The organism is Paenibacillus tarimensis, assembly GCF_021532315.1.
Lineage (GTDB): Bacteria > Bacillota > Bacilli > Paenibacillales > Paenibacillaceae > Paenibacillus_I > Paenibacillus_I tarimensis.
On the sequence record NZ_JAKGAO010000004.1, the window covers coordinates 446,412 to 471,095 of the forward strand.

The window sequence follows — 24,684 nt, forward strand, 5'->3', positions numbered from 1 at the left end:
CAGCGCTGTCCCTTAGCATGCTTATAACTCCTAATTTAACCGGACTGCTGCAAGGATAACGATCTCAGCTTTAACCTAGATGAGGTCCTGCGGCAGGGTTAAAGTTGATTATACGATTTGTAAAAAGTATGATCAAGTAGTGATCTTAAGCAAAGAAAGGCGGTTTCGGATAATGAGTGAACAAGCAAGCAGCACACTGAAGGAATTCCGTGAACAGATTAAGCAGATCAAAGGATACGAGGAAGCAATCGCGCTTCTTCACTGGGATATGAGAACGGGAGCGCCGCGAAAAGGGATTGCCTCCCGCTCCGAAGCGGTAGGCATGCTATCAGCAGAGGCTTTCAAGCTGTCAACCTCCGAGAGGATGGGAGAGCTGCTGGAGAAGCTGGAAGGACCGGCATCGTCAGGTGAGCTTAGCCGGATCGACCAGAAGCTGGTAGAGGAAACCCGGAAAGAGTATGACCGTAACCGGAAGATTCCACCGGCTTTGTATCAGGAATACGTCATACTCACTTCACAAGCTGAAGCCTACTGGGAGGAAGCGAAGGACAAGGGGGATTATGCGGGCTTCGAGCCGTATCTGGACAAGATAATTGACTATAACAACCGGTTCATTGATCTCTGGGGACCCAAGGAGACCCGTTATGACACGCTTCTGGACATGTACGAGCCGGATATGACGACGGCTGAGCTTGACCGTATTTTCGGCGGGTTAAGAACCAGGCTCGTCCCGCTGGCTGCTGCGATCGCAGATTCGCCTTATCAGCCGGACCGCTCTTTCTTGGGTCAAACCTATAGCCCGGAAGCCCAGAAGCAGTTCAGCCTGTATATTTTACGGGAGATGGGCTATGACTTCGAGGCCGGTCGGCTTGATGAGAGCGTGCATCCGTTCGCGACAGGACTGAACCCGGGGGATGTGCGGATAACTACACGATATCTGGAAGACGATGTCACAAGCGCCTTATTCGGCACTATTCATGAGGGCGGGCATGCACTGTACGAGCAGAACATTATGAAGGATCTGCTGTACACAACGCTTTGCACGGGTACATCAATGGGTATTCACGAATCGCAGTCGCGTTTTTGGGAAAATGTAATCGGACGCAGCAAGCCTTTCTGGCAGCGGTATTTTAACGTACTGCAGAAGCATTTTCCGGGGCAGCTGGATACCGATGTTGACAGCTTTTACCGGGCGATCAATGTCGTACAGCCTTCTCTGATCCGGATTGAGGCGGATGAGCTTACATACAATTTGCACATTATTATTCGCTATGAGATTGAGAAGATGATCTTCAATGAAGGCGCCAAGGCGGCGGACCTTCCTGAGATATGGAATCTGAAATACAAGGAATATCTTGGCATTACCCCGCCAAACAACAAGGATGGTGTGCTGCAGGATGTGCACTGGTCCGGGGGGGCATTCGGCTATTTTCCATCTTATTCGCTGGGCAATATGTATGCCGCTCAGTTCACCAATACACTGGAGAATGAGATGCCGGATCTGTGGGAAAGGGTAGGCAAAGGCGATTTGTTGCCGGTAAAAGCATGGCTCTCGGATAAGATTTATAAGTACGGCCGCCTTGAAACTCCGTCAGAAATTGTAAAACGGGTAACGGGCAAGCCTCTCGATCCAACCTACCTGGTGTCCTACCTGGAGAACAAGTATAAGGAAATTTACAAGCTGTAAAGCTTGCCAAGCATATCCACTAGGCATAATTATAGAAGAATAACAAGCCTCCGATCGTGCGCCCATGCCGTTCGGGGGCTTTTTGGGCTGCTCCGCACCACAAGTTTACAAGCTGCATAAAGTAAGGTATCAATCTGTTTAACAGGCGGTGTTGGGACGATGAGGCAAGTGGGATGGCGGGCCGCTTCTCTGCTGGTGGGGGTATTAATAGTGCTGCTCGCAGCCGGGTGCGGCAAAGACAGCGGAGATGGAACGGTAAAGCTCCGTATTGGTGAGGTCACACGTTCATTATTTTACGCACCGCAGTATGCGGCGCTTAGTCAGGGCTTCTTCGAAGAGGAGGGTCTTGAGATAGACCTTCAGCCGACTTATGGGGGAGACAAGACGATGACAGCCCTGCTGTCAGGCAGCATTGATATAGGGCTTGTCGGATCAGAAACCTCGATTTATGTATATCAGCAGGGTGCGGATGATCCGGTTATAAATTTTGCACAGATGACCCAGACGGATGGAACCTTCCTGGTGGCCAGGGAGCCAGAGGTGGACTTTCAATGGGAGGATCTGAAGGGGGCTGTTTTCCTCGGGCAGCGCAAGGGCGGAATGCCGCAGATGGCGGGAGAGTTTGCGCTAAAGAAGCATGGCATCGATCCAGCAGCCGATCTGCAGCTGATCCAGAATGTCGACTTTGCGAATATTCCGGCCGCCTTCGCTTCGGGAACCGGGGAGTATGTGCAGCTGTTTGAGCCGCAGGCGTCCATATTTGAGCAAGAGGGAACCGGATATGTCGTTGCCTCGTTCGGCGTGGAGAGCGGCAATCTGCCATATACCGTCTATATGGCGCGTGAAAGCTTCATAGCAGAGAATAAAGAGGCCTTCCAAAAGTTCACCCGTGCGCTGTATAGAGCACAGCAGTGGGTGGAAAGCCAGCCGGCAGATGTGGTGGCCGACGCCGTGCTGCCTTACTTTGAGGATGCGGACAAGGAAATTGTAACCCGTGTTATAGAGCGCTATAAGGAGCAGCATTCTTATGCGGTTGACCCGGTTATCGATGAAGCCGAGTGGAACAATCTGCTGGATATCATGGAATCGGCAGGCGAGCTGAACAGCATGACGCCGCATGCCGCAATCGTCGATAATTCGTTTGCCGAGCTGGCTAAGAGGCCGTGAAGCGGCGAATTACGAGAGCCGGTGAAAGGAGAGTGGGCATATGGCCGCCATGCTTAAACTGGAGAGCGTCTCACATGCTTACCTCGGCGGACAGGGCACGGCCCTTGCCGTTGAAGAAGTGAATCTGGAGGTGCTGACTGGCGAGTTCGTAAGCCTTGTGGGCCCGAGTGGATGCGGTAAAACTACGATTCTGAATTTGCTTGCAGGACTATTTCCGCCCTCTAGAGGTCATGTGCTTCTGGATGGCAAACCCGTACAGGGACCGGATGTCAGGGTGGGCTACATGCTGCAGCAGGATTATCTGTTTCCTTGGCGGACGATTAAGAGTAATGCATTGATTGGTTTTGAGATTAGAGGCGAACAGTCAGAAAAAGCGGAACGTAAAGTTCTTGATCTTCTGAGAGAACTGGGGCTGGACGGATCGGCTGAGCGCTATCCTCAGGAGTTATCGGGCGGTATGCGCCAGCGTGCGGCTCTGGTCCGCACACTTGCAGGTGAACCGGATGTACTGTTGCTCGACGAGCCCTTCTCCGCGCTTGATATGCACATTAAGCTCCAGCTGGAGGAACTGGTTTGGCAGGCGCTTCGGAAGCGGGGGAAGACAGCCGTGCTGGTGACTCACGACCTGCAGGAGGCAGCGGCAATGAGCGATAAGATTGTCGTGCTGGCCGCAAATCCCGGGCGGGTTGAACGGGTGATAACCGTGCCGGAGAGCATCAGGCAGGCAGGCCCGTCAGCATCACGCAAGCTGGCAGATTTTGAGCCATTGGTCGGGCAGCTGTGGACGCAAGTTGCCGAGTACGATGCAGGGCCAGCCGGAGGTGCAGCGTATGAACAATGAACAAGATCACCGGAGCTGGCTTGAAGATTTGGAGACAAGACACTTGGAAGGTGAACGGCGAACAACGGCTGGTGTCCGGATATGCCAACTGTTGCTGCTGACAGCTTTCTTCGGGTTGTGGGAGCTAGCTGGCAGGTATAAGTGGGTGGATGTGCTGCTCTTCAGCTATCCGAGCAAGCTGTTCCATCATCTGTGGACGACACTTCTTGATGGAACGCTGCTCCCGCATATCGGCGTCACCGTGGTCGAAACAGTGGCCGGATTCCTTCTTGGCACCTTGCTGGGGGCAGCCTTCGCGGCACTGCTCTGGTGGTCTCCATTCTTATCTCGCGTGCTTGACCCTTATCTGGTCGTGCTGAACAGTATGCCGAAGGTGGCGCTTGGGCCTATATTCATTGTAAGCTTCGGGTCGGGCTACACATCCATCATAGCAACGACGCTGTCGGTTACGGTCATTATTACCACGCTTGTAATCTATAATGCGTTCCGTGAAACAGACGCCAATTACGTCAAGGTGGTGCGTTTGTTCGGGGGTACCAAAAGCCAGGTTTTTGGCAAGGTGATCCTGCCGGCAGCGTTTCCTGTAATGGTATCTACGCTCAAAGTAAATGTCGGGCTATCCTGGGTCGGTGTTATTGTCGGGGAGTTTCTTGCGGCACGGATGGGTCTTGGTTATCTGATTATCTACGGCTTCCAAGTGTTTAATTTTACAATTGTGCTATCCAGCCTGATCGTCATAGCGATTGTGGCGGCAGCGATGTACCAGCTTGTATCGATGCTGGAGACGAAGTTGACGTCAGGGAGGCGCGGACGGTAGGATAGGATAAAACAACCAGGTGGGGTTTTATCCGATGGGTATCCGTGTCATAAAAACAGCTTTGGCTGCCGTAGCAGCCATCTATACTGCACAATATTTTAATCTCGATCCTCCGCTGTCCGCCGGCCTGCTGGCTATACTCGGCGTGGAGGTCACCCGGATGAAAGGCCTGCATACCGTTTTTGCCCGTTTCACGGCATCGGTGCTGGGCCTTTTGCTCGGTTCTGCGATCTTCTTAATGTTCGGCTTTGAATACTGGTCGGCTTCACTGTTCGTTCTAATTGTATTTCCTATCTTGGCTAAGCTGAATTTAAAAGATGGGATTGTAACCAGTTCGGTAATCGTCTTCCACGTATTTGCAAAGGAAGAGGTATCGGTTCAAATTCTGCTTAACGAAGTTTGGCTGCTGCTGGTGGGACTTGGCTGGGCAACTGTCATTAATCTAATCTATATGCCGCGTGAAGACCGGCTGCTTCAGCAGACTAAAGTTCGAGCGGAACAGCTGCTGGCGGAAATTTTCCAGGAGCTTGGCGGCACGCTGCGCAATCCGGCGCATCTATGGAGCGGCGGGCAGCTGCTGGAAATGGAGCGCGCGATTGAAGAAGGCAGGCGCTACGCTGACATGAGCAGGGAAAACCGGTTCTGGTATCATCCGGCCTACTGGACAACCTACTTCGAGATGAGGAGCCAGCAGTTTGATATGGTTCAGCATATGGTGGAAATTTTGGCATCGGTGTATGAGAAACAGCCGCAGGGTGACCTAATCGCCGATATGCTGGACCACCTCTCGGAAGATATTAAGTCGGATGTATATACCGGCAACGCCGAGAGAGAGCTTTACGAGCTGGAGGAGAGATTCCGCAGTATGGAGCTTCCGCAGACGCGGGAGGAGTTTGAGGTCCGGGCAGCTCTGCTGCAGCTGTGCCGCGAGTTGGAACGCTATCTTGCTGTTGCCAAACGCTTTAAGAAGAAGGAAGCGGTGAAGCATACGAAATAAAATAAAAGAAACAGTCACCGTAGACGAATGTCCTGCATACACTTTAAGTGAATGATTGTATGGAGGAGGTTAAATACATGGCAATTGCAGATAAACAGCTGAAGTGCAGAGAGATCATAACGAAAGCTGTCTGCGGTAAAGGTCGTAAGTTCTCCACCGTAACCCATACTGTAACACCGCCCCATAACCCTACCAGTATTCTCGGCGCGTGGATTATTAACCATCAGTATGAAGCGGTTCGGTCCGGTGACGGCATTGAAGTAATTGGTACTTACGATATCAACATCTGGTATTCGTATAACCAGAATTCGGAAACCGATGTAGCGAAGGAAACCGTATCCTATGTAGAAAATGTCCCGCTCTCGTATCTGGACCCTAAGCACAGGGCTTCAACGGAAGAAGTGTATTCGGAAGCGACGCAGGAGCCTAATTGTGTTGAAGCGAACATCACTTCGAGCGGGAGCAGTGTTGTCGTGCGTGTAGAGCGTGAATTTGCGGTCGAGATGATTGCCGAAACGAAGGTTTGCGTAGCCGTTTGTCCAGGCGGCTGCGATGATGAGGACGGCAAGGATTATGAATTTGGCCTGGAAGACGGCGACTATGAGGATTTGGATCCAGACCTGCTTGATGAGGACTTGTAAACGCCCTTTGAACTTATGGTATAACTTATGCTTCAAGCAGCAAATATTTGAGGGCGTAAGCCCTCTTTTTTGTTGTACTGGTAAAATTGGGCCGAATCATAGTAATTAGACCATCTATATAAAGGGGTTGGGGCTGTGGCTGAACCATTTGGGCTGACTGAACTTGATGAAGGGAACAAGGCAGATGAAAGTGTACTTGCTATAAGCCGGGCAGCCAGCCGGCTATGGGTGCTGAACAGGGTACAGCATGAACTGCGGGACCTCCCTGGTGAGGAGTTAAATAGAAGGCTGAACCTGGCGGGGCTGCGTACGAGCTTAAGCGGGACGCCGGACAAGGGAGGCGTGTGGTCGTCAGAGCTTCGCCGGCTGAGGCAGACGGACCTGCGTTGTTTCAGTGTGCCTGTTTTTCATCTCGAGGCGCTTGGGGTTCGTCGGATTGATCAAGTCAGGCTCTCGGTACCCAGTGATTGGGGCCCGCGTCACCCCTTATACCGGCGGGCAGCATCAATGGCTGTTAAAGCTATCTATGCACTGGGGCTTGATTATGGCGAGGTTCAGATTTCATGTGACAGCAGCGGAAGACTCAGTATAAGCGGTCTTGCCCTGCGGCCGCATGGCAGCAGCTCGCTGCTTTGGAAGGAAGCCGAGTTGAGCTTTAGGCAGAAGGCCGCAGAGGCTGCCGTATCTGACCAGGCGTCAATGGCAGAGGAGGGCCGACTATTAATTGGCGCAGACCCCGAATTCGTTCTGCTGCTGCCAGACGGACGGATTGCCCCGGCGGACCGTTACCTCCGGCAGGGGGATGCAGCCGGCCCAGATTCCCTGCGCGTTGGAGGGAAGCTTAGGTATCCGGTTGCTGAGCTGCGCCCGGATCCGGCGGCATCCCCCGGTCGGCTGGTTCAGAATATCCGGCAGCTTCTGCTGAAGGTCTCACGGCAGACGGAAGGCGCCAGACTGCGCTGGGCAGCCGGAGGCATGCCGGTGGCCGGCGTGCCTCTAGGAGGACATATTCATCTGAGCGGGATATGGCTGAATGCCCGTCTGCTGCGAACGCTGGACAGCTGCCTGGCGATACCGCTGGCGGCAGTGGAGGGAGAAGCGGGATTGGGCCGCAGACCCCGGTATGGTGTACTGGGAGATTTTCGGCATCAGCCGCATGGAGGCTTTGAATACCGCACGCCACCCAGCTGGCTCGTATCACCTGCCGCGGCCGGCGCGGTGTTTGCCCTTGCCCTGCTGGCTGCTCGGGACTACCGGGACCTGCCTGTACTCCCAGGAGAGAATCCGTGTGTGCGCGAGGCTTATTACACAGGTAACCGGGAGGTATTAATACAGGCGGCAAATGAGGTCTTCCGGGTTATTCGTTCTGCACCTTCCTATTCCGGGCTCAGCGGTTGGATCGAACCTCTTGCTCTGGCGGTCAGCAGGAAAGCGACATGGGGAGAAGGGAGAGACATCCGGGTGAAATGGAAGATACCGGTTCCCTTGTGATTGCCGTTTTCCCGGGTTGATGTTTTTCTGTTATAATAGCGGTTGATATGTTAAAGGCCATATGAGGCAAACAGTGAACCTACAGGAGGGGCGGCATGACTACGTATACCCCCATGATTCAACAATATCTCGCTATTAAGGAAGAAGCAAAGGATGCGTTCCTGTTCTTCCGACTTGGCGATTTTTATGAAATGTTCTTTGATGATGCGGTTCTCGCAGCGAGAGAGCTGGAAATTACCTTAACGGGCCGGGAGGGCGGAGGCGCTGAACGCATTCCGATGTGCGGTGTGCCTTATCACTCGGCGGATAATTATATCAGCAGACTGATCGAAAAGGGCTATAAGGTTGCGATCTGTGAGCAGGTTGAGGATCCTTCCGCATCCAAGGGCGTCGTCCGCAGAGAGATTGTTCGTGTTGTTACGCCCGGTACGGTAATGGAGAGCAAGTCGCTTGAAGGGAAAGGCAATAACTTCATTGCAGGCGTTGCACGTCTGGATGGCGAATGCGGCATTGCGGTCTGTGACCTCTCAACTGGCGAAATGTATGTGACCTCGTTTCCTGAATCGCCGGAGCTCGCCGCAGACGAGGTGAATGTCTATCTGCCTGCGGAGATTGTCGGTGATGAGGAGCTGCTTGCGCAGCTGAAGACACTGGCCGGCGGCTTTGGCCGTCCGGTCGTCTTCACACCGCGCGAGCCTATGGACGAGCAGCGGCTTGAGCAGCGCTTTGGCGCAGAGTCGCTGGGGCAGCTATCGGCAGTCAGACGCCGTTCAATAAGTCTGTTAACCGGGTATTTGGAAGACACACAGAAAAGGTCGCTGAGCCATGTAACCCGGTTCTCGGCGTATGAGACTAATCAGTTCATGATTCTGGACCAATTCACGAGGCGCAATCTGGAACTGACGGAAACCGTACAGGAACGAAGCAAAAAGGGCTCGCTGCTCTGGCTGCTGGATCGTACCTGCACATCAATGGGCTCCAGGCTTCTGAAACGCTGGATCGACAAGCCGCTGCTGAACCGGACGGCTATCGAGCAGCGGCTTGATGCAGTGGATAATCTTTACCGCGACCTCATTCTGCGTGAAGAGCTCCGTTCCAGCCTCAAAGATATCTACGATCTGGAGCGGCTCGTTGGACGGGTTGCCTACGGCAGCGCCGGCGGGCGTGATCTGAATGCATTGAAGCACTCGTTGCGGCAGGTTCCAGCGATTGTGCAGCAGTGTTCAGTTTCAGCCTCTTCCACCCTCCGCGAGATTGTTGACGGCCTTGACGGGTGCAGTGACCTGGCTGATCTGATCGACACCGTGCTTGTCGAGGATCCGCCGCTGTCCATCCGGGAGGGCGGATTAATTCGTCCGGGCTATGACGAGTATCTGGATCAGCTTCGTGAAGCGAGCACGAACGGGAAGAAGTGGCTGGCTGATCTTGAACGCCGGGAGCGTGAGGCTACCGGTATCAAGACGCTTAAAATCGGCTACAACAAGGTGTTCGGGTATTATCTGGAGGTTTCCAAGGCCAATATTGCAATGCTGCCGGAAGGCCGATATGAGCGCAAGCAGACGCTGGCCAATGCCGAGCGCTATGTTACTCCAGAGCTGAAGGAGAAGGAGAAGCTGATCCTCGAAGCTGAGGAAAAGATGGTCGATCTGGAATATGAGCGCTTCATTGAACTAAGGAATTATATCGCCGAGGGACTCGACAGGCTGCAGCGCCTGGCGGCTGTTCTCGCCGCTGTGGATGTGTATCAGTCGCTGGCCGCGGTCAGCGCCGAGCAGCGTTTCGTACGGCCGGTCATATCCGAAGGTTACGATCTGATAATAGAAGAAGGCAGGCATCCGGTTGTAGAAGCCGTTATGGAAGGATCGCCATTCATAGCCAATGGTACCCGCCTGACAGCAGACGGGCCGATGCTGCTGATTACCGGGCCGAATATGGCAGGCAAGAGCACTTATATGCGCCAAGTGGCTTTAATCTGTATGATGGCACAGATCGGCTGCTTTGTACCCGCACGCCGTGCGGAAATACCGCTTACAGACCGGATCTTTACCCGGATTGGAGCGGCTGATGATCTGATCGGCGGCCAGAGTACATTCATGGTTGAGATGAAGGACATTCAGGTAATGACCGAGAAGGCAACGCGCAGCAGCCTGGTCATCATAGACGAACTCGGAAGAGGCACATCGACAGGCGAGGGGATGGCCATTGCACAGGCCGTTATTGAATATGTTCATGATTCGATTGGCTGCAAGGCGCTGGTATCCACACATTTTCATGAACTTGCACACCTGGAGGAATCCTTGCCCGGCCTGTCAAACGGCTGTATGGCCGTCCAGGAGAGCGGCGATAATGTAACCTTCCTGCGCAAGCTGGTATCGGGCGCTGCCAGTACCAGCTATGGCATCTACTGTGCCCAGCTGGCCGGCTTGCCAAGCTCTGTTATCGGACGAGCCTATGAGCTGCTTCATGCCGGTGAGCAACCGGCAGCGTCCCGCATCCAGCCGGTGAAGGTACAGTCAGCAGCAGCTGACTATGAGGCCGAAAGCGCGGCAGCAGTCGAGACTACAGCCGTACAAGAACGGCGGATGTCAGAGCTTGACGGTCTGCAGACTTCAGAAGAAGCCGGTAAGACGGCAGAGGTCATGCAGCTGGCTCTCTTCGCCGAGAATTCGGGCACCAGCACCGCCAAGTCTAAGAAAACGGTAAAGGCGGAGCAGCTGGTAGAGCAGCTAAAAAAAGTGGATTTAATGAATATGACGCCTCTGCAGGCAATGCAGTGGATTCAAGATATGAAGATGAAGTGGACGGATTAAGAAGGAAAGGAGGCTTGCAGGCTTATGGGTAAAATCAATGTACTGGACGAGCAGCTGGCAAACCAGATTGCCGCGGGTGAGGTGGTGGAGCGGCCATCCTCGGTCGTCAAGGAGTTGGTCGAGAATGCGGTTGACGCGGGGAGCACAACTATCGACGTTGAGGTTGAGGAAGGCGGACTGACCCTCATCCGGGTCAAGGACAATGGGTCGGGGATCGACCCGGACGATATTGAGACGGCATTCCAGCGTCATGCCACGAGCAAGCTGCTCTCCAGCAAGGATTTATTCCGGATCGCAAGCCTCGGCTTCCGGGGAGAGGCACTGCCAAGTATTGCGGCTGTCGCCCGTGTAGAATGTGTAACCTCACCGGAAGAATCGGGGCTCGGCCGCCGGCTGGTTATGGAGGGCGGGTCCGTCAAGGCTCTGGAGGATGCCAATACGCCCCAGGGTACCGTCATGACGGTTAAAGATTTGTTTTATAACACACCCGCCAGGTTAAAGTACATGAAGTCCATTCAGACTGAGCTGGGGCATATATCCGATTACATCAACCGCCTGGCCCTCGCGCATCCGGGTATTGCTTTCACTCTGTCGCACAACGGAAATACGCTGCTTCGCACGCAGGGTACAGGAGACAGGCTTCAAGTTATAGCAGCTGTCTATGGAACCGGCGTAGCCAAGAGTATGCTGGCGGTATCCGGCGACCATCCGGATTATGATCTGATGGGTTACATTTCCAAACCGGAATTGACAAGGTCAAACCGCAACAGCATAACCGTTATTGTGAATGGCCGGTATATTCGCAGCTTTGTGTTGAACCAGGCGATTATGCAGGCTTACCATACGCTGCTGCCGATCAACCGGTTTCCCGTAGCGGTCCTTGAGATTGGCATGCATCCCGGGCTTGTAGATGTCAATGTGCACCCCTCCAAGATGGAGGTGCGCTTCAGTAAAGAACCGGAGCTGCGGACATTCATTGAACAGGTGCTGCGGGAGAAGCTGGGCAGCATGGCGCATATTCCCGGTCAAACGGCAGCTGAGCGTTCCAAGCCGATCTATGTGCAGGAGCGGATTTCGTTTCACAAACCTGAACCCGGCTTCCAGCTGCCTGTTGATCCCGAGAGGCCAAACAGGGATTCCAGGCTGCCGGAACAGCCAAACTTGGGCATGCGAGACACCAGAGATTACAGCGGCGGCGGCACAGGGGATAGAGGCCGTTCTTGGCAGCCGGCAGCAGGTTATCGCGACCAGCAGCAGGAGCAGCCCATTCCCCCGGATGCGGCTGAACGGCTGTACAAGCCGTCGTCAGCTTCGGGGCTAACGCCCGCCGTTCAAGAAGCCGCAGCAGCATGGGAGGCGGAAGCGCCGGTCATCCCGTCCGATGAGGGGGACAACCAGCGCCCGGCAATAGATTCCGGTATGCAGCCGGGAAGCGGCACACAGCGAGCGTATTCTTCCGGGCAGGGGGACTACGGTCAGTTTGGTCCAGGGAGCCAGGCGGCGATGGCAGCAGACAGGACGGACGGTGGCGGGTTCCCCGAGCTGTCGTGGATCGGTCAGCTGCACGGCACCTATTTTGTAGCCCAGAATGAAGATGGTTTGTACCTGATTGATCAGCATGCAGCCCATGAACGGATCAATTATGAGTACTATTTTCGAAAGTTTGGTGAACCTGAATCGCTGAGCCAGTCGCTGCTTGTTCCACTGACTCTAGAATTTACGGCAGGAGAAGCGGCACTGATCAGAGACAGGCTGGATGCCTTCCGCGAAGCCGGAGTCGAGCTGGAGCCGTTCGGACAGAATGCCTTTCTGGTACGCGCTTATCCACAGTGGCTCCCTGAAGGGGAGGAGCAGCCGATTCTGGAAGAGATGGCGGACTGGATTCTGTCTGAGAAGAAAGCAGTCGATCTTTATAAGTTGCGGGAGAAAGCCGCCATACTTTGCTCCTGCAAAGCTTCGATTAAAGCGAATCACCGGTTGAGCCGTGAGGAGGCGGAGGTGCTGCTGGCAAGGTTGGCTGCTTGTGAGCAGCCCTATACCTGCCCGCATGGCCGGCCGATCGTCGTTCATATATCTACGTATCAGCTGGAGAAGATGTTCAAGCGGGTGATGTCATGATTGTGACGACCTCCGAGAAGCCGGCACCGCTGACTGAGGAGAGGGCGCGGATGCTTGCGGCTGAACTGGCTGGCCGGTTCGTCCCTCGCAAGGATTCGACGCTTGCCAACCTGCGCAGGCGATATCAAGATGATTACCTTCTGGTCGTAACAGCAAATGAACTGCGTTATTATGAAGATGAAGGCTCGCCATTATACTTCCATCCGAGCATGGCCTTCGTCCGCGTGAAGCGGCTGCGTAAGGGCGAGCAGGACCCGCTGCTTGCTGTTTCCGGCTGCATGCCGGGCGATCGGGTGCTGGATTGCACAGCCGGCCTTGCTTCTGATTCTATAGTGTTCGCTTATGGGGTCGGACCGGCAGGCCATGTAACCGCACTGGAGAGTGAACAATTGCTGTATACCATCATTAGAGAAGGTCTGCAGCAATACATAACCGGGCTTAACGATGTCGATGATGCGCTGCGCCGGATTGAGGTTGTGCAGGATAATCATCTTCTGTACTTGTCCAAATTGCCGGATAAAAGCGTTGATGTCGTTTATTTTGACCCCATGTTCCGTGACCCTATCGCTGCTTCAGCCTCGTTAAGACCGCTGCGCGGGCTAGCCAACCATCAGGCGCTTGCCAAACAGGCGGTGACCGAGGCAGTCCGGGTTGCGCGAAAATCAGTCGTCCTGAAGGAAATGGCGTCGAGCGGTGAATTTGAAAGGCTCGGATTCGAAAGGCAGCGATACGGCAACGCGAAAACCGCCTATGGAGTGATACGAATTTGACAACCGGCAGCTTGGATAATCAGAAGAAAAAACGTCTGCTCGTGCTGATTGGACCGACAGCAGTGGGAAAGACGCGCTACAGTCTGGAAATTGCAAAGGCGTGGAACGCAGAGATTATTTCCGGAGATTCGATGCAGGTTTATAAGGGTATGGATATCGGTACGGCGAAGCTCCCCTTGGAAGAACAAGAGGGCATACCGCATCACATGATAGACATATGCGAACCGGAGCATCCGTTCTCGGTGGCCGAGTTTCAGGAGCGTAGCCGGAAGCTGATCGAAGAGATTTCCGGACGCGGCAGGCTGCCATTCATTGTTGGCGGGACAGGCCTGTATGTTGAATCGGTCTGTTACAATTATGTATTCTCGGAGAGCGGGTCAGATGAAGCCTTCCGGGAAGAGATGCGCGTGTATGCCGAACAGCATGGAGCAGAAGCTCTGCACAGACGTCTGCAGGACGTTGATTCTGTAACTGCGCTGCGAATTCACCCGAATGATACCCGCAGAGTAATTCGCGCTCTAGAGGTGTTTCATACTACGGGAACAACCATGTCCGAGCAGCTCGCCGGTCAAAAAAAGGAAAGTCCTTACGAACTCTGTATCGTTGGTTTGACGATGCCGCGAGAAAAGCTGTACGATAGAGTGGAAATTCGGATCGACCAGATGATGGAAGAAGGGCTGATTGACGAAGTCAAGGGCCTGCTGGAAGCCGGGGTGCCGGAGAATGCTATCGCTCTTCAAGGCCTGGGATACAAGGAAATCGTGCCTTATCTAAAGGGTAAAATCTCACTAGATGAGGCGGTGTACACGCTGAAACGTGATACCCGGCATTTCGCCAAGCGGCAGCTGTCCTGGTTTCGCCATATGAAGGGGATACATTGGGTTGATGTTGGCGATGAGCAAAATTTCTACGGGAACCTGCAGGAAATTCATGGTATACTAGAAGGAAAGTTTAAGCACCACCTTGAATAAACTAGTAATCAATCTTTTTGACGGGGGTACGGCCAAATGAACAAACCGATCAATATTCAAGATACGTTCTTAAATCAGCTGCGAAAGGACAGTGTACCGGTTACCGTATATCTGACCAACGGGTTTCAAATTCGCGGCGTAATCAAAGCATTTGACAATTTCACGATCGTTATTGACAGTGAAGGCCGCCAGCAAATGGTATACAAGCACGCCATCTCGACGTTCACCCCCCAGCGCAACGTGTCGCTGATGCAGGATAACAGCGGAGAAGGCTAAGCCGAGGTAGTTGAAACCTTTTGATAGTTAGTTTCGTTAAGATGAATAACGGATGCAGGAGCAACCCGTTTATTGATCGCGGCTCTACCCGCAAGGGTGTGGCTGCGGCGATTGGGTTGTTCTTTTCGTTCGGGAACTATATATAGTACGGGTGCTGCAATATTCACCCGGTATGGGAGGGGAGTCTGCTGTGACAGAACCTAGATCTGCAAGGACAGGCAGCAGCGAACGCGGCAGCAAGAAATCTGCGCCTAAGAAGAAGCCAAAGAAGAAATTTTCAGTCAAGAGAATGATGATATGGATGTTCTTTACCGGAGCGGTTGCGATCGTATGTGCGATTATCGGCTACCTGCTGATCGCTCTGAACGGTGAGCGGATTCTGGCTGCGAACCAGGATGAGTTCGTATTTGCCGAAGCATCCACAATCTATGATGCCAACGGGAACGAGATTACCAAGCTCTATAGAGAGAACAGGGAGTATGTAGAATTTTCGAAGATCCCCAAACTGCTGAGGGATGCCTTTGTGGCCACAGAGGATAAGCGGTTCTACGAGCATAACGGGGTCGACTTCTTCGCAATCGGACGCGCACTCGTGAAGGATGTTATCGCACGCAGCGCAGTTGAGGGTGGAAGTACGATCACGCAGCAGCTGGCCAAAAATATGTTCCTTAGCCATGAGAAAACATTTTTCCGCAAAGCGTCGGAGGCTTCCATCGCTGTTGCGCTGGAGAATAAAAAATCCAAGGACCAAATCTTGGAGATGTACCTTAACCGGATTTATTTCGGCAAGACCGCCTATGGTATACAGGCTGCTTCCGAGCTGTATTTTGGTAAAGAAAACCTCGAAGCCCTGAAGATATGGGAAATCGCTACACTTGCCGGTATGCCGAAGGCACCGAGCCGTTACAATCCCATCAGCAACCCTGAGAAATCTCAGGAGCGGATGGCAGTGGTGCTGTCCCTGATGGTTGAACAAGGCTTGATCACGCAGGCTGAGGCAGATGAAGCCAAAGCTGAGGCAGCTAAATATGAACCGCCGGCAGCCAAGGAGGAGAAAGTAGCTCAACCCTATCCTGCATTTATTGATTACGTTATCAACGAGGCTGAGCGAGTATCCGGGTTAACGGAGGAACAGCTGCGGCTAGGCGGTTACAAAATTTATACAACTTTGAACACGAAGGCCCAGCAGATCGTGGAGAAGGAATTTGCCGATCCGAGCAATTTTGAAGAGAGCGTGGACGACCAGATCGTTCAGGGTGCGATGATTATTATTGACCATCGCAGTGGCGAAGTACAGGCGATTGGCGGCGGACGGGACTATCAGATCAAAGGCACCAACCGTGTCCTTGATACCAGACAGCCCGGCTCGGCTTTCAAGCCGATAACCGTCTATGGCCCGGCTCTTGAGACGGGCGAGTGGTTTCCTTGGTCCACTCTGAGAGATGATAAGAAATGCTATGGCGATTATTGCCCGACTGACTCCAACCGGGTTAAGTATATCGGTCCGGTGAGTATGGAACAGTCGATAAAGGAATCGCGCAATGCGTCGGCTGTCTGGCTGCTGAATGAGATCGGTATCCAGCGGGGGCTTGATTTTGCCAAGACGCTCGGATTTAATCTGGCGCCTGAGGATCGTAACCTGGCGGTTGCTCTTGGCGGCTTATACAATGGGGTAACACCGATGCAGATGGCGACAGCCTACGGTGTGTTTGCCAACGGGGGCAAATCGGTTGACCCGCATGCCATCACCCGTATTGAAACCCGCGGCGGCGGTACGGAATATGAGTACAAAGCACCGAGATCCAAGCAGCTTATTGAGCCAGAGACGGCTTACTACATGACCGATATGCTTCAGAGCGTGGTGGAAAAGGGTGGAACTGGTACCCGCGCCAGGATTGACCGTCCGGTTGCAGGCAAGACGGGAACAACACAGCATGGTGTTCCAGGTCTGGTCTCAAGCGGTAACCGGGATGCCTGGTTTGTCGGCTATACACCAGAGTGGTCGGCTGCCGTCTGGATGGGATATGTAAGAACAGATGCCCAGCATGTTCTCAAGCAGAGCAGTGCGATGTCAGCAGCAATGTTCGGCAAGGTCATGGGCCAAGCGATGGAGGGAATGCCCGTAACCAGCTTCGACAAGCCGAGCAATGTGAAGGAAGTGGAGCAGCCGCCTAGGGTCGGTGGTTTCTCGGTAAAGTGGAGCGAGGATCAGATGGGGGTTCAAATTTCTTGGAGCCGCCAGAGCGATCAGAATCTGCTCTACAATGTTTACCGGAAAGAATCTTCAGAAAGCCAATACACGCTGATAACCCAAACCTCTGACACTTCGGTCTTGGATCAAGGCGTGATGGCCAACAAAACATATGTATATTACGTGGTTTCATATAACTCTGACATGGGGCTGGAGGGGGAAGAATCAACTAAAGTTTCCATTACGGTTCCAGAGCCTACGATGGAGTCACCATCAGATCTGGATGAGCCCGAGAACATGGGGAACGAGCCGATCGATGATTTACCGGAAAATATAGAGGATCTTCCGGATAATATTTCCGAGCCCGACTTATCCGAGCCTACGGATGCAAATGATCCCGCTGCAGGCGGCAATGCCGGAGGCGGCACCAACTCCGCAGGGGGAACAAACGGAAACGGGGGCAACAATACATCCGGCAGTACAGGGGGCGAGAGCACCGGCGGAGACACTGGAGCAGGCGCTAACGGATCAACGGGAGACAACGCCGGAGGAACTAGCACTCGGCCGGGCAGCACGACTGTTGAAGAGCCGGATGGCTCTGCTAATGGCACGGAAACGCCGCCATCAGGTGGAAGCAAGCCCACCAGCCGCAGCAGCCAAAATGTGCCTAAAGTTGATGTCAATCAAGGGGAGAATAATGCGGCAGCAAATGCTGTGCAGCCTTGATCAAGCTGAACAGAGGGATCTGTTTTTGGGAGAAGTGAACGATATGACAATGGCCGGTCGGGAGACTATTCCTGACCGGCCGTTGCCGTTTATGGAGATCGCTGTATGAGCCTATTTTCTCGGTCAAACTGGAGAAGGTGATCAAGATGTGGTAAGCTTTTTTTATGGAATTGTTTAGAAGCAATGTTTTTCAGGAAGGCCCGGCTAGAATGCGGGCGTATTATGATCCCAACGGAAAGGTACGTACCTTATGAAACGAAAATTTTCAGATCGGGCTAACTGGAGGCGTATCCTTCGTAAAAGCTACACATGCCTGTCCCTCGACGGGGATGATTTCAGGGGACTGGTAACCTTCTACCGTATTCACGAGCTGCGTGAACCATTGTGGAAGGAATATAACGGCAAGAGACTTTGTCTGGCGGACAAAGGGTTTCTGTGGATGCAGCATTTTCCCCGCGGGGAGCACTTCGTCGTGACGACCATGTTTGATGACAAGGGTAAAGTTGTACAGTGGTATATTGATATCTGCAAGACGCAGGGACTGACTGACCAGAAGGTGCCATGGTTTGATGATATGTACCTGGATATTGTTGTTCTGCCCTCGGGTGAAGTCTTCCTTCTGGATGAAGACGAGCTGGAGGATGCCGTTCAGGCTGGTGAAGTGACAGTCAGGGAAGCGGAAATGGCGAAGAAGACGGCAGGCCGGCTGTTGTCGCTGATCCGTAACGGACGGTTCCGATATTTTACATTAAGCTTGAAGCATCGGAAGTCGCTTGCTGAACGTGTAAGCGGGAAGGAGCTTTCGTGAAATCAAAAATTGAGACTGTAGCTGCGGTTCAGACAGCTGGGCTTACTCGCGGCCAAAGATTGCGTCGCCTTGTGGTACGCACTGCGCTTGCCATTGTGCTGCTCTTCGTCATCTGGGTGGGCTATCTGCTCTGGATCATTAACCGGTTTGATCCTGGTCCTGTTGGAGAAAGCTATGATGCGGGGATCGTACTGGGGGCATCGCTTTGGCATGATGTGCCAAGCCCGGGTTTAAGGGAGCGGCTGGATCATGCACTTAAGCTCTATGAAGAAGGCCGGTTCGAAACCTTCATTTTGACAGGAGGATACGGCGGGGTACGCTCAAGGCTGGCCGAAGCTGAAGGAATGCGTAATTATTTGCTTGAGCGAGGCGTGCCTGAATCAGATATCCTGCTTGAAACAACATCAACGAGCACTTATGATAATCTGCTGAATAGTAAAGCCATTATGAGAGAGAATGATATAAACAAGGTTGTCATTATTACGCATGAGTTTCATTCCGCACGCGCCTATGACATTGCCCGCTACCTTGACTATCAAGACCCTGATCTGTCCCCCGCAAAGTCGGTGGTCGTGCCGGAGCTTCAGCAGCAGCCACGAGAGGTACTGGCCTTCACCAAGTGGAAAATAGACAGCGTCCTGTTAAAGTTCGGGCTTCGTCTGCCGGATAATTAGCCCCCCTGCTCGGGACATTATGCGGACAAGGGTGCTCAAATCTTCTACTATGCAGGAAATCTGCCGCATATATTGTTCAAGCGGAACAGGACCGTAGAAGCAAGGGTCCTGTTAAGTTTGCAGCTTTGCAAGTGGAAGAGAGGGGTGCCTGTAATGAACGTACGTGCTGCGGCTTCAGCCAACCAACCGGCAGCGGGAAGGCCATCGAGACAGATTAATGTCGTGCTGCGTTCGATGGAGCAGACAGCTCCTGCAGCAGCTCCGCTGCCTGCTTCCGATATACAGGAATCTGCTGGCAACAGCTCTGCGAAGGCGAGCGCCGGCAGTCCGCTGTTTGCGGAGATTCAGAAGGATTTGGACCCCATGGTCGGCATGGAGAACGTCAAGACATTAGTATACGAAATTTATGCACTTCTGCATGTCTCACAGCTTCGGTCTGATGCAGGATTAGCAGGCGGATCACACGTCTATCATATGATTTTCAAGGGTAATCCCGGGACCGGTAAAACAACGATTGCGCGTATTGTTGCAAAGCTGTTTCAGAAGATGGGCGTGCTCCAGAAGGGGCATCTTGTGGAAGTAGAGAGAGCCGATCTGGTAGGCGAATATATCGGACACACGGCTCAAAAAACCCGCGATCTGGTTAAAAAAGCGCTTGGAGGGGTATTATTCGTCGATGAGGCCTATAGTCTCGCCCGCGGAGGGGAGAAGGATTTCGGCAAGGAAGCCATCGATACGCTTGTGAAGGCAATGGAGGACCACAAGAATCAATTTGTGCTAATACTTGCCGGCTACCCTGAGGAGATAGAGACATTCCTCATGACCAATCCAGGACTGCCTTCGCGCTTTCCTATACAAATCGATTTTCCTGATTATTCGGTTGATCAATTAATCCAGATCGCTGAGCTGATGGCAAGGGAGAGGGATTACACGCTTATGCCTCAGGCTGTTCTCAAGCTGAGGCAGCATCTTGCGCAGGAGAAGGAAGAGTCCTATTTTTCCTTCAGTAATGCGCGGTATGTACGCAATGTCATTGAGAAGGCATTTCGACACCAGGCCGTGCGGCTGCTCAATCAGTATGCGACAGGCTCGCCGGGTAAGCATGAGCTGATGTCAATCCGCGCAGAGGATCTCAAATGGGATGTCTGAGCAGATGAGTTTGATTTTAACAACAAAGGGGTATTGGCTATGGCTACGACAACCTATGAAACAAGACATGATATTCAGGACAGGGCAATACTTGTGAGCCTGATTACCGATGAAATCAAACGTGGCGGAAGCGATCCCGAGCATTCGCTTGATGAGTTGGTAAGCCTCGCCGAAACGGCAGGTGTAGAGGTGCTCAGTGCGATTACCCAGAACAGGGAGACGCCTGACAGCCGCTGGTTTATCGGTAAAGGGAAGGTCGAGGAGCTTCGGGCGGCTGCCGAGGAATTAGGTGCGACAACCGCGATCTTCGACCAGGAGCTATCCGGTGCGCAGGTCCGGAATCTGGAAGAAGCACTTGATCTAAAGATAATTGACCGCACCCAGCTCATTCTGGATATCTTCGCCGGCCGGGCGAAAACCCGTGAGGGCATTATCCAGGTTGAGCTGGCTCAGCTCAGCTACCTCCTGCCAAGGCTCGTGGGGCATGGCAAGAATCTCTCCAGGCTGGGCGGCGGCATCGGTACCCGCGGTCCGGGTGAGACAAAGCTGGAGACCGATCGCCGTCATATCCGCGATCGGATTTCCGATCTGAAGCGGCAGTTGGAAGAAGTAGTGCGGCACCGGAAGCTGCACCGTGAACGGCGCAAAAAAAGCGGTGTGACCCAGGTCGCGCTGGTAGGCTATACTAATGCGGGTAAGTCTACACTGCTGCGGGAATTGACCGCTGCAGATGTCTATGTGGAAAACCAGCTGTTCGCTACCCTTGACCCTACCTCAAGAAACTGGGAACTCCCAAGTGGAAAAGAAGTTGTTCTCACGGACACGGTTGGCTTCATCCAGAATCTCCCGCATGACCTGGTTGCTGCTTTCCGTGCTACCCTTGAGGAAGTAAATGAGGCTGACTTAATCCTGCATGTTATTGACAGTTCTTCTCCGATGCGTGAAGAACAGATAACCGTTGTGGGCGATATCCTTACACAGCTCGGTGCAGGGGATAAGCCGCAGCTGATGGTTTATAACAAGAAGGATTTATGCTCTTCAGATTGCCGGGAGCTGCTTGCCGGCGGCAAGGAGGCCCTTTTAATTAGCGCCTATGATAAAGAGGACCTAGACAGACTGAGCAATGCTGTCCAGGACAAGCTAATCGGAGACACCAAGTCATTCGCAATACCGGCCGAGCGTGGCGACTTAATTGCTTTGGCCTATCGCTGCGGAGAGGTGCTTCATCAGGAGGCAGAAGAGGATCTTGTCAGGCTTACCGTGCAGTTGAACAAGCATGAGTTTGAAGTGAGCGGGTACAAGCTTGAACCGTTCACCAGTATGGATGAGTTGAGATCGGAAGGATAATCAGAGGAGAGTCGTACATTTTCATGGGATATAACAGCGCGATATGGCAGACATTAGAACGAATGGCGGAGCCGGTAGAGAATAAGATCAGCAGCCGGTTCCGGCAGATTGACCGCATTGCGGAAAAGAACCAGTGGAAGGTCATCCGTGCCTTCCAGAAGCATCAAGTCAGTGATTTTCACTTTAACGGCTCAACAGGCTACGGCTATAATGATCGCGGACGCGAGGTTCTGGATGACGTTTATGCAGATGTTTTTGGAGCGGAGGCTGCGTTGGTACGACCTCATTTTGCATCAGGAACCCACACCATCAGCTGTGCATTATTCGGTATGCTACGTCCGGGTGATGAGCTGCTGTACATAACGGGTAAGCCCTATGATACCCTGCATAAAGTAATTGGTTCGCGAGGAGACGGAACCGGTTCTTTGCAGGACTGGGGTGTAAAGTACAAGGATGTGGCACTTCTTGATCAGGGAGAAATTGACTGGGAAGCGGTTGAAGCAGCTGTTAACGCGCAAACTACAGTTATCGGTATCCAGCGGTCAAGAGGCTACGACTGGAGACGCTCCTATACAGTTGACGATATTCGAATGATGGTCGAGCGGATCAGGGCCATCAAATCGGATGTCATTATTTTCGTGGATAACTGTTATGGAGAGTTTACTGAGGAACTGGAGCCAACGCAGGTTGGTGTTGACATCATGGCCGGTTCACTAATTAAGAATCCGGGCGGCGGCTTGGCGGCAACGGGTGGTTATATCTGCGGACGAGCCCCGTTAGTCTCGAAGGCTGCTTACCGGTTGACAGCACCGGGCATCGGCGGTGAGGTCGGTGCGATGCTGGATACATTGAGAAGCATGTATCAGGGGCTCTTCCTCGCTCCTCATGTCGTCGGTCAAGCCATTAAGGGCTCCGTGTTTGCGGCTGCCATGTTCGAAGAGCTTGGTTTTGAAACGATGCCGCGCTGGGATTCACCTCGCACGGATTTGATTCAAGCCGTACGTTTCGGTTCTTCCGAGCACCTTATTCATTTCGTGCAGGGCATTCAGCAGGCAGCGGCGGTAGACGCTCATGTCCTACCGGAGCCGTGGGACATGCCCGGCTATGAACACCCTGTCATCATGGCGGCAGGTACGTTCATACAGGGTGGCAGCTTGGAGCTGTCAGCGGATGCGCCGATTAGAAATCCTTACATCGCTTATATGCAGGGCGGCCTAACCTATTCACATGTTAAGTATGGGGTACTGACAGCCCTTTCGAACTTAGCCGAAAAAGGAAATATTGTAATTAAACCTCACACAACTTGACACCTTTAGGCAAGAAAGCTACAATGAACCCATACACAACAATTGGAAGGTTGATGCGGTATGGGGGATGATATTCGCAGGAATATGGCGTTGTTCCCAATTGGTATCGTCATGAAGCTGACGGATCTGACGGCACGCCAAATCCGGTATTATGAACAGCATGAGCTGATCGTACCGGCCAGAACGGCTGGTAACCAGCGTCTGTTCTCGTTTAATGATGTAGAGCGCCTGCTGGAGATCAAGGCATTGATCGAGAAGGGCGTGAACATCGCAGGCATCAAGCAGGTAATGAATCCGGTATCGAAGGAATCGGAAGAGGCAACAGTTATTACAGAACAGACAGAGAGCAAGCGAAGAGAACTGTCTGATATGCAGCTTCACCGGCTGCTTAAGCAGCAGCTTCTCGAGAAGAGACCGGGCAAAGCTTCGCTCATTCAAGGCCAGCTGTCCCGTTTCTATAGCAACAAACCTTAAAAGTTGTAGAAGGAGATGATCTCATGAGCTACACGAAAGAGGATATTTTACGCATTTCTCAAGAGCAAAACGTTCGTTTCATTCGATTGCAGTTTACAGACCTGCTCGGTACAATCAAGAACGTAGAAATTCCGGTGAGCCAGCTTGAGAAGGCTCTCGACAACAAAATGATGTTCGACGGCTCCTCGATCGAAGGCTATGTGCGCATTGAGGAATCCGATATGTACTTATATCCTGATCTTGATACTTGGGTTGTGTTCCCATGGGTTACGGAGAACCGTGTTGCCCGTCTGATCTGTGACATCTATATGCCGGATGGAACTCCATTTGCAGGCGACCCTCGCGGTATTCTGAAGCGTGCGCTTAAGGAAGCGGAAGAAATGGGCTTTACAGCGATGAATGTTGGCCCAGAGCCGGAATTCTTCCTGTTTAAGACGGATGAGAAGGGCAATCCGACTACAGAGCTGAATGACCAGGGCGGTTATTTCGATCTTGCTCCTACGGATCTTGGTGAAAACTGCCGTCGTGAGATCGTGCTGACGCTTGAAGAGATGGGCTTTGAAATCGAAGCATCTCACCATGAGGTGGCACCAGGCCAGCACGAAATCGACTTTAAGTATGCGGATGCCATTAAAGCCGCAGACCAGATTCAAACCTTTAAGCTAGTCGTCAAGACGGTTGCTCGTCAGCATGGCCTGCATGCTTCCTTTATGCCGAAGCCGCTATTCGGTGTTAATGGATCGGGTATGCATTGTCACCAGTCCTTGTTCCGCGGCAGCGAGAACGCATTCTATGATGAGAGCGACAAGCTCGGCCTGAGTGAAACGGCTCGTCAGTACATGGCAGGCGTTCTGCGTCATGCACGGGCATTCGCAGCAATCACCAACCCGACGGTTAACTCATATAAACGTCTTGTGCCTGGTTATGAAGCGCCTTGTTATGTTGCCTGGTCGGCAAGCAACCGTTCGCCTATGATCCGGATTCCAGCCTCCCGCGGTCTCAGCACACGTATTGAAGTGCGGAACCCGGACCCGGCAGCTAATCCTTATCTGGCTCTGGCTGTTATGTTGAAGGCTGGTTTGGATGGTATCAAGAACAAGATGCCGCTTCCTGCTCCAACGGACCGCAATATCTATGTCATGACAGATGAAGAGCGTATCGATGAAGGTATCCCAAGTCTGCCTTGGAACCTGAAGGAAGGCCTCGATGAAATGCTGCGTGACGAAGTTATCTGTGAGGCGCTTGGCGACCATGCCCTTGCTCACTTCTACGAACTGAAGGAGATTGAGTGGGATATGTACCGCACGCAGGTTCATCAGTGGGAACGCGATCAGTACATGACGTTATATTAAAAGCGATTAACCAAGAACCCTGACCATTCTGTGTCAGGGTTCTTATCTGTCTAGGGCTAGGTTCTGAGTT

Annotated in this window: 20 protein-coding genes; all 20 read left to right on the plus strand. The window is 52.8% G+C overall.

Going from position 1 to position 24,684, the window contains the following annotated elements; genetic code table 11:
• The first annotated feature begins 172 nt into the window (after window positions 1-172).
• The 20 genes from L1N82_RS03405 (at window position 173) to glnA (ending at window position 24,614) form a co-directional block, all read left to right on the plus strand.
• Complete coding sequence (locus L1N82_RS03405) at window positions 173-1,687, plus strand: carboxypeptidase M32 (protein ID WP_235285919.1); 1,515 nt, start codon at window positions 173-175, stop codon at window positions 1,685-1,687.
• Between the two features lie 159 nt (window positions 1,688-1,846).
• On the plus strand, window positions 1,847-2,854 hold the full coding sequence (locus L1N82_RS03410; RefSeq protein ID WP_235285920.1) for an ABC transporter substrate-binding protein: 1,008 nt from the start codon (window positions 1,847-1,849) through the stop codon (window positions 2,852-2,854).
• A 40-nt stretch (window positions 2,855-2,894) separates the two neighbouring features.
• Window positions 2,895-3,695: an ABC transporter ATP-binding protein gene (locus tag L1N82_RS03415; protein ID WP_235285921.1), complete on the plus strand. Its 801-nt coding sequence runs from the start codon at window positions 2,895-2,897 to the stop codon at window positions 3,693-3,695.
• Window positions 3,685-4,512 (plus strand): ABC transporter permease, encoded by an 828-nt coding sequence (locus L1N82_RS03420; protein WP_235285922.1) that lies wholly within the window; start codon window positions 3,685-3,687, stop codon window positions 4,510-4,512. The genes L1N82_RS03415 and L1N82_RS03420 overlap by 11 nt, the downstream gene beginning before the upstream one ends.
• 34 nt (window positions 4,513-4,546) lie before the next feature.
• Window positions 4,547-5,509 (plus strand): aromatic acid exporter family protein, encoded by a 963-nt coding sequence (locus L1N82_RS03425; protein ID WP_235285923.1) that lies wholly within the window; start codon window positions 4,547-4,549, stop codon window positions 5,507-5,509.
• Window positions 5,510-5,586: 77 nt separating this feature from the next.
• Window positions 5,587-6,150, plus strand: a complete 564-nt coding sequence (locus L1N82_RS03430) for an outer spore coat protein CotE (RefSeq protein ID WP_235285924.1) — start codon at window positions 5,587-5,589, stop codon at window positions 6,148-6,150.
• Window positions 6,151-6,285: 135 nt separating this feature from the next.
• Window positions 6,286-7,641 (plus strand): putative amidoligase domain-containing protein, encoded by a 1,356-nt coding sequence (locus L1N82_RS23375; protein ID WP_235285925.1) that lies wholly within the window; start codon window positions 6,286-6,288, stop codon window positions 7,639-7,641.
• A 95-nt stretch (window positions 7,642-7,736) separates the two neighbouring features.
• Entirely contained in the window at window positions 7,737-10,451 is a 2,715-nt protein-coding gene (gene mutS, locus L1N82_RS03440; RefSeq protein ID WP_235285926.1) for a DNA mismatch repair protein MutS, read from the plus strand.
• A 24-nt stretch (window positions 10,452-10,475) separates the two neighbouring features.
• Window positions 10,476-12,569, plus strand: a complete 2,094-nt coding sequence (mutL, locus tag L1N82_RS03445) for a DNA mismatch repair endonuclease MutL (protein ID WP_235285927.1) — start codon at window positions 10,476-10,478, stop codon at window positions 12,567-12,569.
• Entirely contained in the window at window positions 12,566-13,339 is a 774-nt protein-coding gene (locus tag L1N82_RS03450) for a class I SAM-dependent methyltransferase (RefSeq protein ID WP_235285928.1), read from the plus strand. The genes mutL and L1N82_RS03450 overlap by 4 nt, the downstream gene beginning before the upstream one ends.
• An 11-nt stretch (window positions 13,340-13,350) precedes the next feature.
• Entirely contained in the window at window positions 13,351-14,310 is a 960-nt protein-coding gene (gene miaA / locus L1N82_RS03455; protein ID WP_235286153.1) for a tRNA (adenosine(37)-N6)-dimethylallyltransferase MiaA, read from the plus strand.
• 36 nt (window positions 14,311-14,346) lie between these two features.
• The gene (hfq, locus tag L1N82_RS03460) at window positions 14,347-14,586 is read left to right on the plus strand and encodes an RNA chaperone Hfq (protein ID WP_111149308.1); all 240 of its coding nucleotides are present in this window, start codon (window positions 14,347-14,349) and stop codon (window positions 14,584-14,586) included.
• 190 nt (window positions 14,587-14,776) lie between these two features.
• Entirely contained in the window at window positions 14,777-17,503 is a 2,727-nt protein-coding gene (locus L1N82_RS03465; protein ID WP_235285929.1) for a PBP1A family penicillin-binding protein, read from the plus strand.
• Window positions 17,504-17,753: 250 nt separating this feature from the next.
• Window positions 17,754-18,311, plus strand: a complete 558-nt coding sequence (locus tag L1N82_RS03470; protein ID WP_235285930.1) for a DUF402 domain-containing protein — start codon at window positions 17,754-17,756, stop codon at window positions 18,309-18,311.
• Window positions 18,308-18,985 (plus strand): YdcF family protein, encoded by a 678-nt coding sequence (locus L1N82_RS03475; protein WP_235285931.1) that lies wholly within the window; start codon window positions 18,308-18,310, stop codon window positions 18,983-18,985. Before L1N82_RS03470 ends, L1N82_RS03475 begins: the two co-directional genes overlap by 4 nt.
• 153 nt (window positions 18,986-19,138) lie before the next feature.
• Window positions 19,139-20,134 carry an AAA family ATPase gene (locus L1N82_RS03480; protein WP_235285932.1) on the plus strand — a complete coding sequence of 332 codons (996 nt, stop codon included), beginning with the start codon at window positions 19,139-19,141 and terminating at the stop codon, window positions 20,132-20,134.
• A 39-nt stretch (window positions 20,135-20,173) separates the two neighbouring features.
• Complete coding sequence (gene hflX, locus L1N82_RS03485; protein ID WP_235285933.1) at window positions 20,174-21,481, plus strand: GTPase HflX; 1,308 nt, start codon at window positions 20,174-20,176, stop codon at window positions 21,479-21,481.
• A 62-nt stretch (window positions 21,482-21,543) separates the two neighbouring features.
• Window positions 21,544-22,788, plus strand: coding sequence for a methionine gamma-lyase family protein (locus L1N82_RS03490; RefSeq protein ID WP_407946683.1), 1,245 nt, complete (start codon window positions 21,544-21,546; stop codon window positions 22,786-22,788).
• 60 nt (window positions 22,789-22,848) lie between these two features.
• Window positions 22,849-23,262, plus strand: a complete 414-nt coding sequence (locus L1N82_RS03495; RefSeq protein WP_235285935.1) for a MerR family transcriptional regulator — start codon at window positions 22,849-22,851, stop codon at window positions 23,260-23,262.
• Window positions 23,263-23,285: 23 nt separating this feature from the next.
• The gene (gene glnA, locus L1N82_RS03500) at window positions 23,286-24,614 is read left to right on the plus strand and encodes a type I glutamate--ammonia ligase (protein WP_235285936.1); all 1,329 of its coding nucleotides are present in this window, start codon (window positions 23,286-23,288) and stop codon (window positions 24,612-24,614) included.
• The last annotated feature ends 70 nt before the right edge of the window (window positions 24,615-24,684 follow it).

What these genes read in the sequence shown, in the direction of transcription:
- hflX (WP_235285933.1), top strand. Translation starts at nt 20,174, where the DNA reads ATGGCTACGACAACCTATGAAACAAGACATGATATTCAGGACAGGGCA.
- L1N82_RS03405 (WP_235285919.1), top strand. Translation starts at nt 173, where the DNA reads ATGAGTGAACAAGCAAGCAGCACACTGAAGGAATTCCGTGAACAGATT.
- mutL (WP_235285927.1), top strand. Translation starts at nt 10,476, where the DNA reads ATGGGTAAAATCAATGTACTGGACGAGCAGCTGGCAAACCAGATTGCC.
- hfq (WP_111149308.1), top strand. Translation starts at nt 14,347, where the DNA reads ATGAACAAACCGATCAATATTCAAGATACGTTCTTAAATCAGCTGCGA.
- L1N82_RS03430 (WP_235285924.1), top strand. Translation starts at nt 5,587, where the DNA reads ATGGCAATTGCAGATAAACAGCTGAAGTGCAGAGAGATCATAACGAAA.
- L1N82_RS03415 (WP_235285921.1), top strand. Translation starts at nt 2,895, where the DNA reads ATGGCCGCCATGCTTAAACTGGAGAGCGTCTCACATGCTTACCTCGGC.
- L1N82_RS03420 (WP_235285922.1), top strand. Translation starts at nt 3,685, where the DNA reads ATGAACAATGAACAAGATCACCGGAGCTGGCTTGAAGATTTGGAGACA.
- L1N82_RS03495 (WP_235285935.1), top strand. Translation starts at nt 22,849, where the DNA reads ATGGGGGATGATATTCGCAGGAATATGGCGTTGTTCCCAATTGGTATC.
- glnA (WP_235285936.1), top strand. Translation starts at nt 23,286, where the DNA reads ATGAGCTACACGAAAGAGGATATTTTACGCATTTCTCAAGAGCAAAAC.
- L1N82_RS03450 (WP_235285928.1), top strand. Translation starts at nt 12,566, where the DNA reads ATGATTGTGACGACCTCCGAGAAGCCGGCACCGCTGACTGAGGAGAGG.
- L1N82_RS03490 (WP_407946683.1), top strand. Translation starts at nt 21,544, where the DNA reads ATGGCGGAGCCGGTAGAGAATAAGATCAGCAGCCGGTTCCGGCAGATT.
- L1N82_RS03480 (WP_235285932.1), top strand. Translation starts at nt 19,139, where the DNA reads ATGAACGTACGTGCTGCGGCTTCAGCCAACCAACCGGCAGCGGGAAGG.
- L1N82_RS03410 (WP_235285920.1), top strand. Translation starts at nt 1,847, where the DNA reads ATGAGGCAAGTGGGATGGCGGGCCGCTTCTCTGCTGGTGGGGGTATTA.
- L1N82_RS03425 (WP_235285923.1), top strand. Translation starts at nt 4,547, where the DNA reads ATGGGTATCCGTGTCATAAAAACAGCTTTGGCTGCCGTAGCAGCCATC.
- L1N82_RS03470 (WP_235285930.1), top strand. Translation starts at nt 17,754, where the DNA reads ATGAAACGAAAATTTTCAGATCGGGCTAACTGGAGGCGTATCCTTCGT.
- mutS (WP_235285926.1), top strand. Translation starts at nt 7,737, where the DNA reads ATGACTACGTATACCCCCATGATTCAACAATATCTCGCTATTAAGGAA.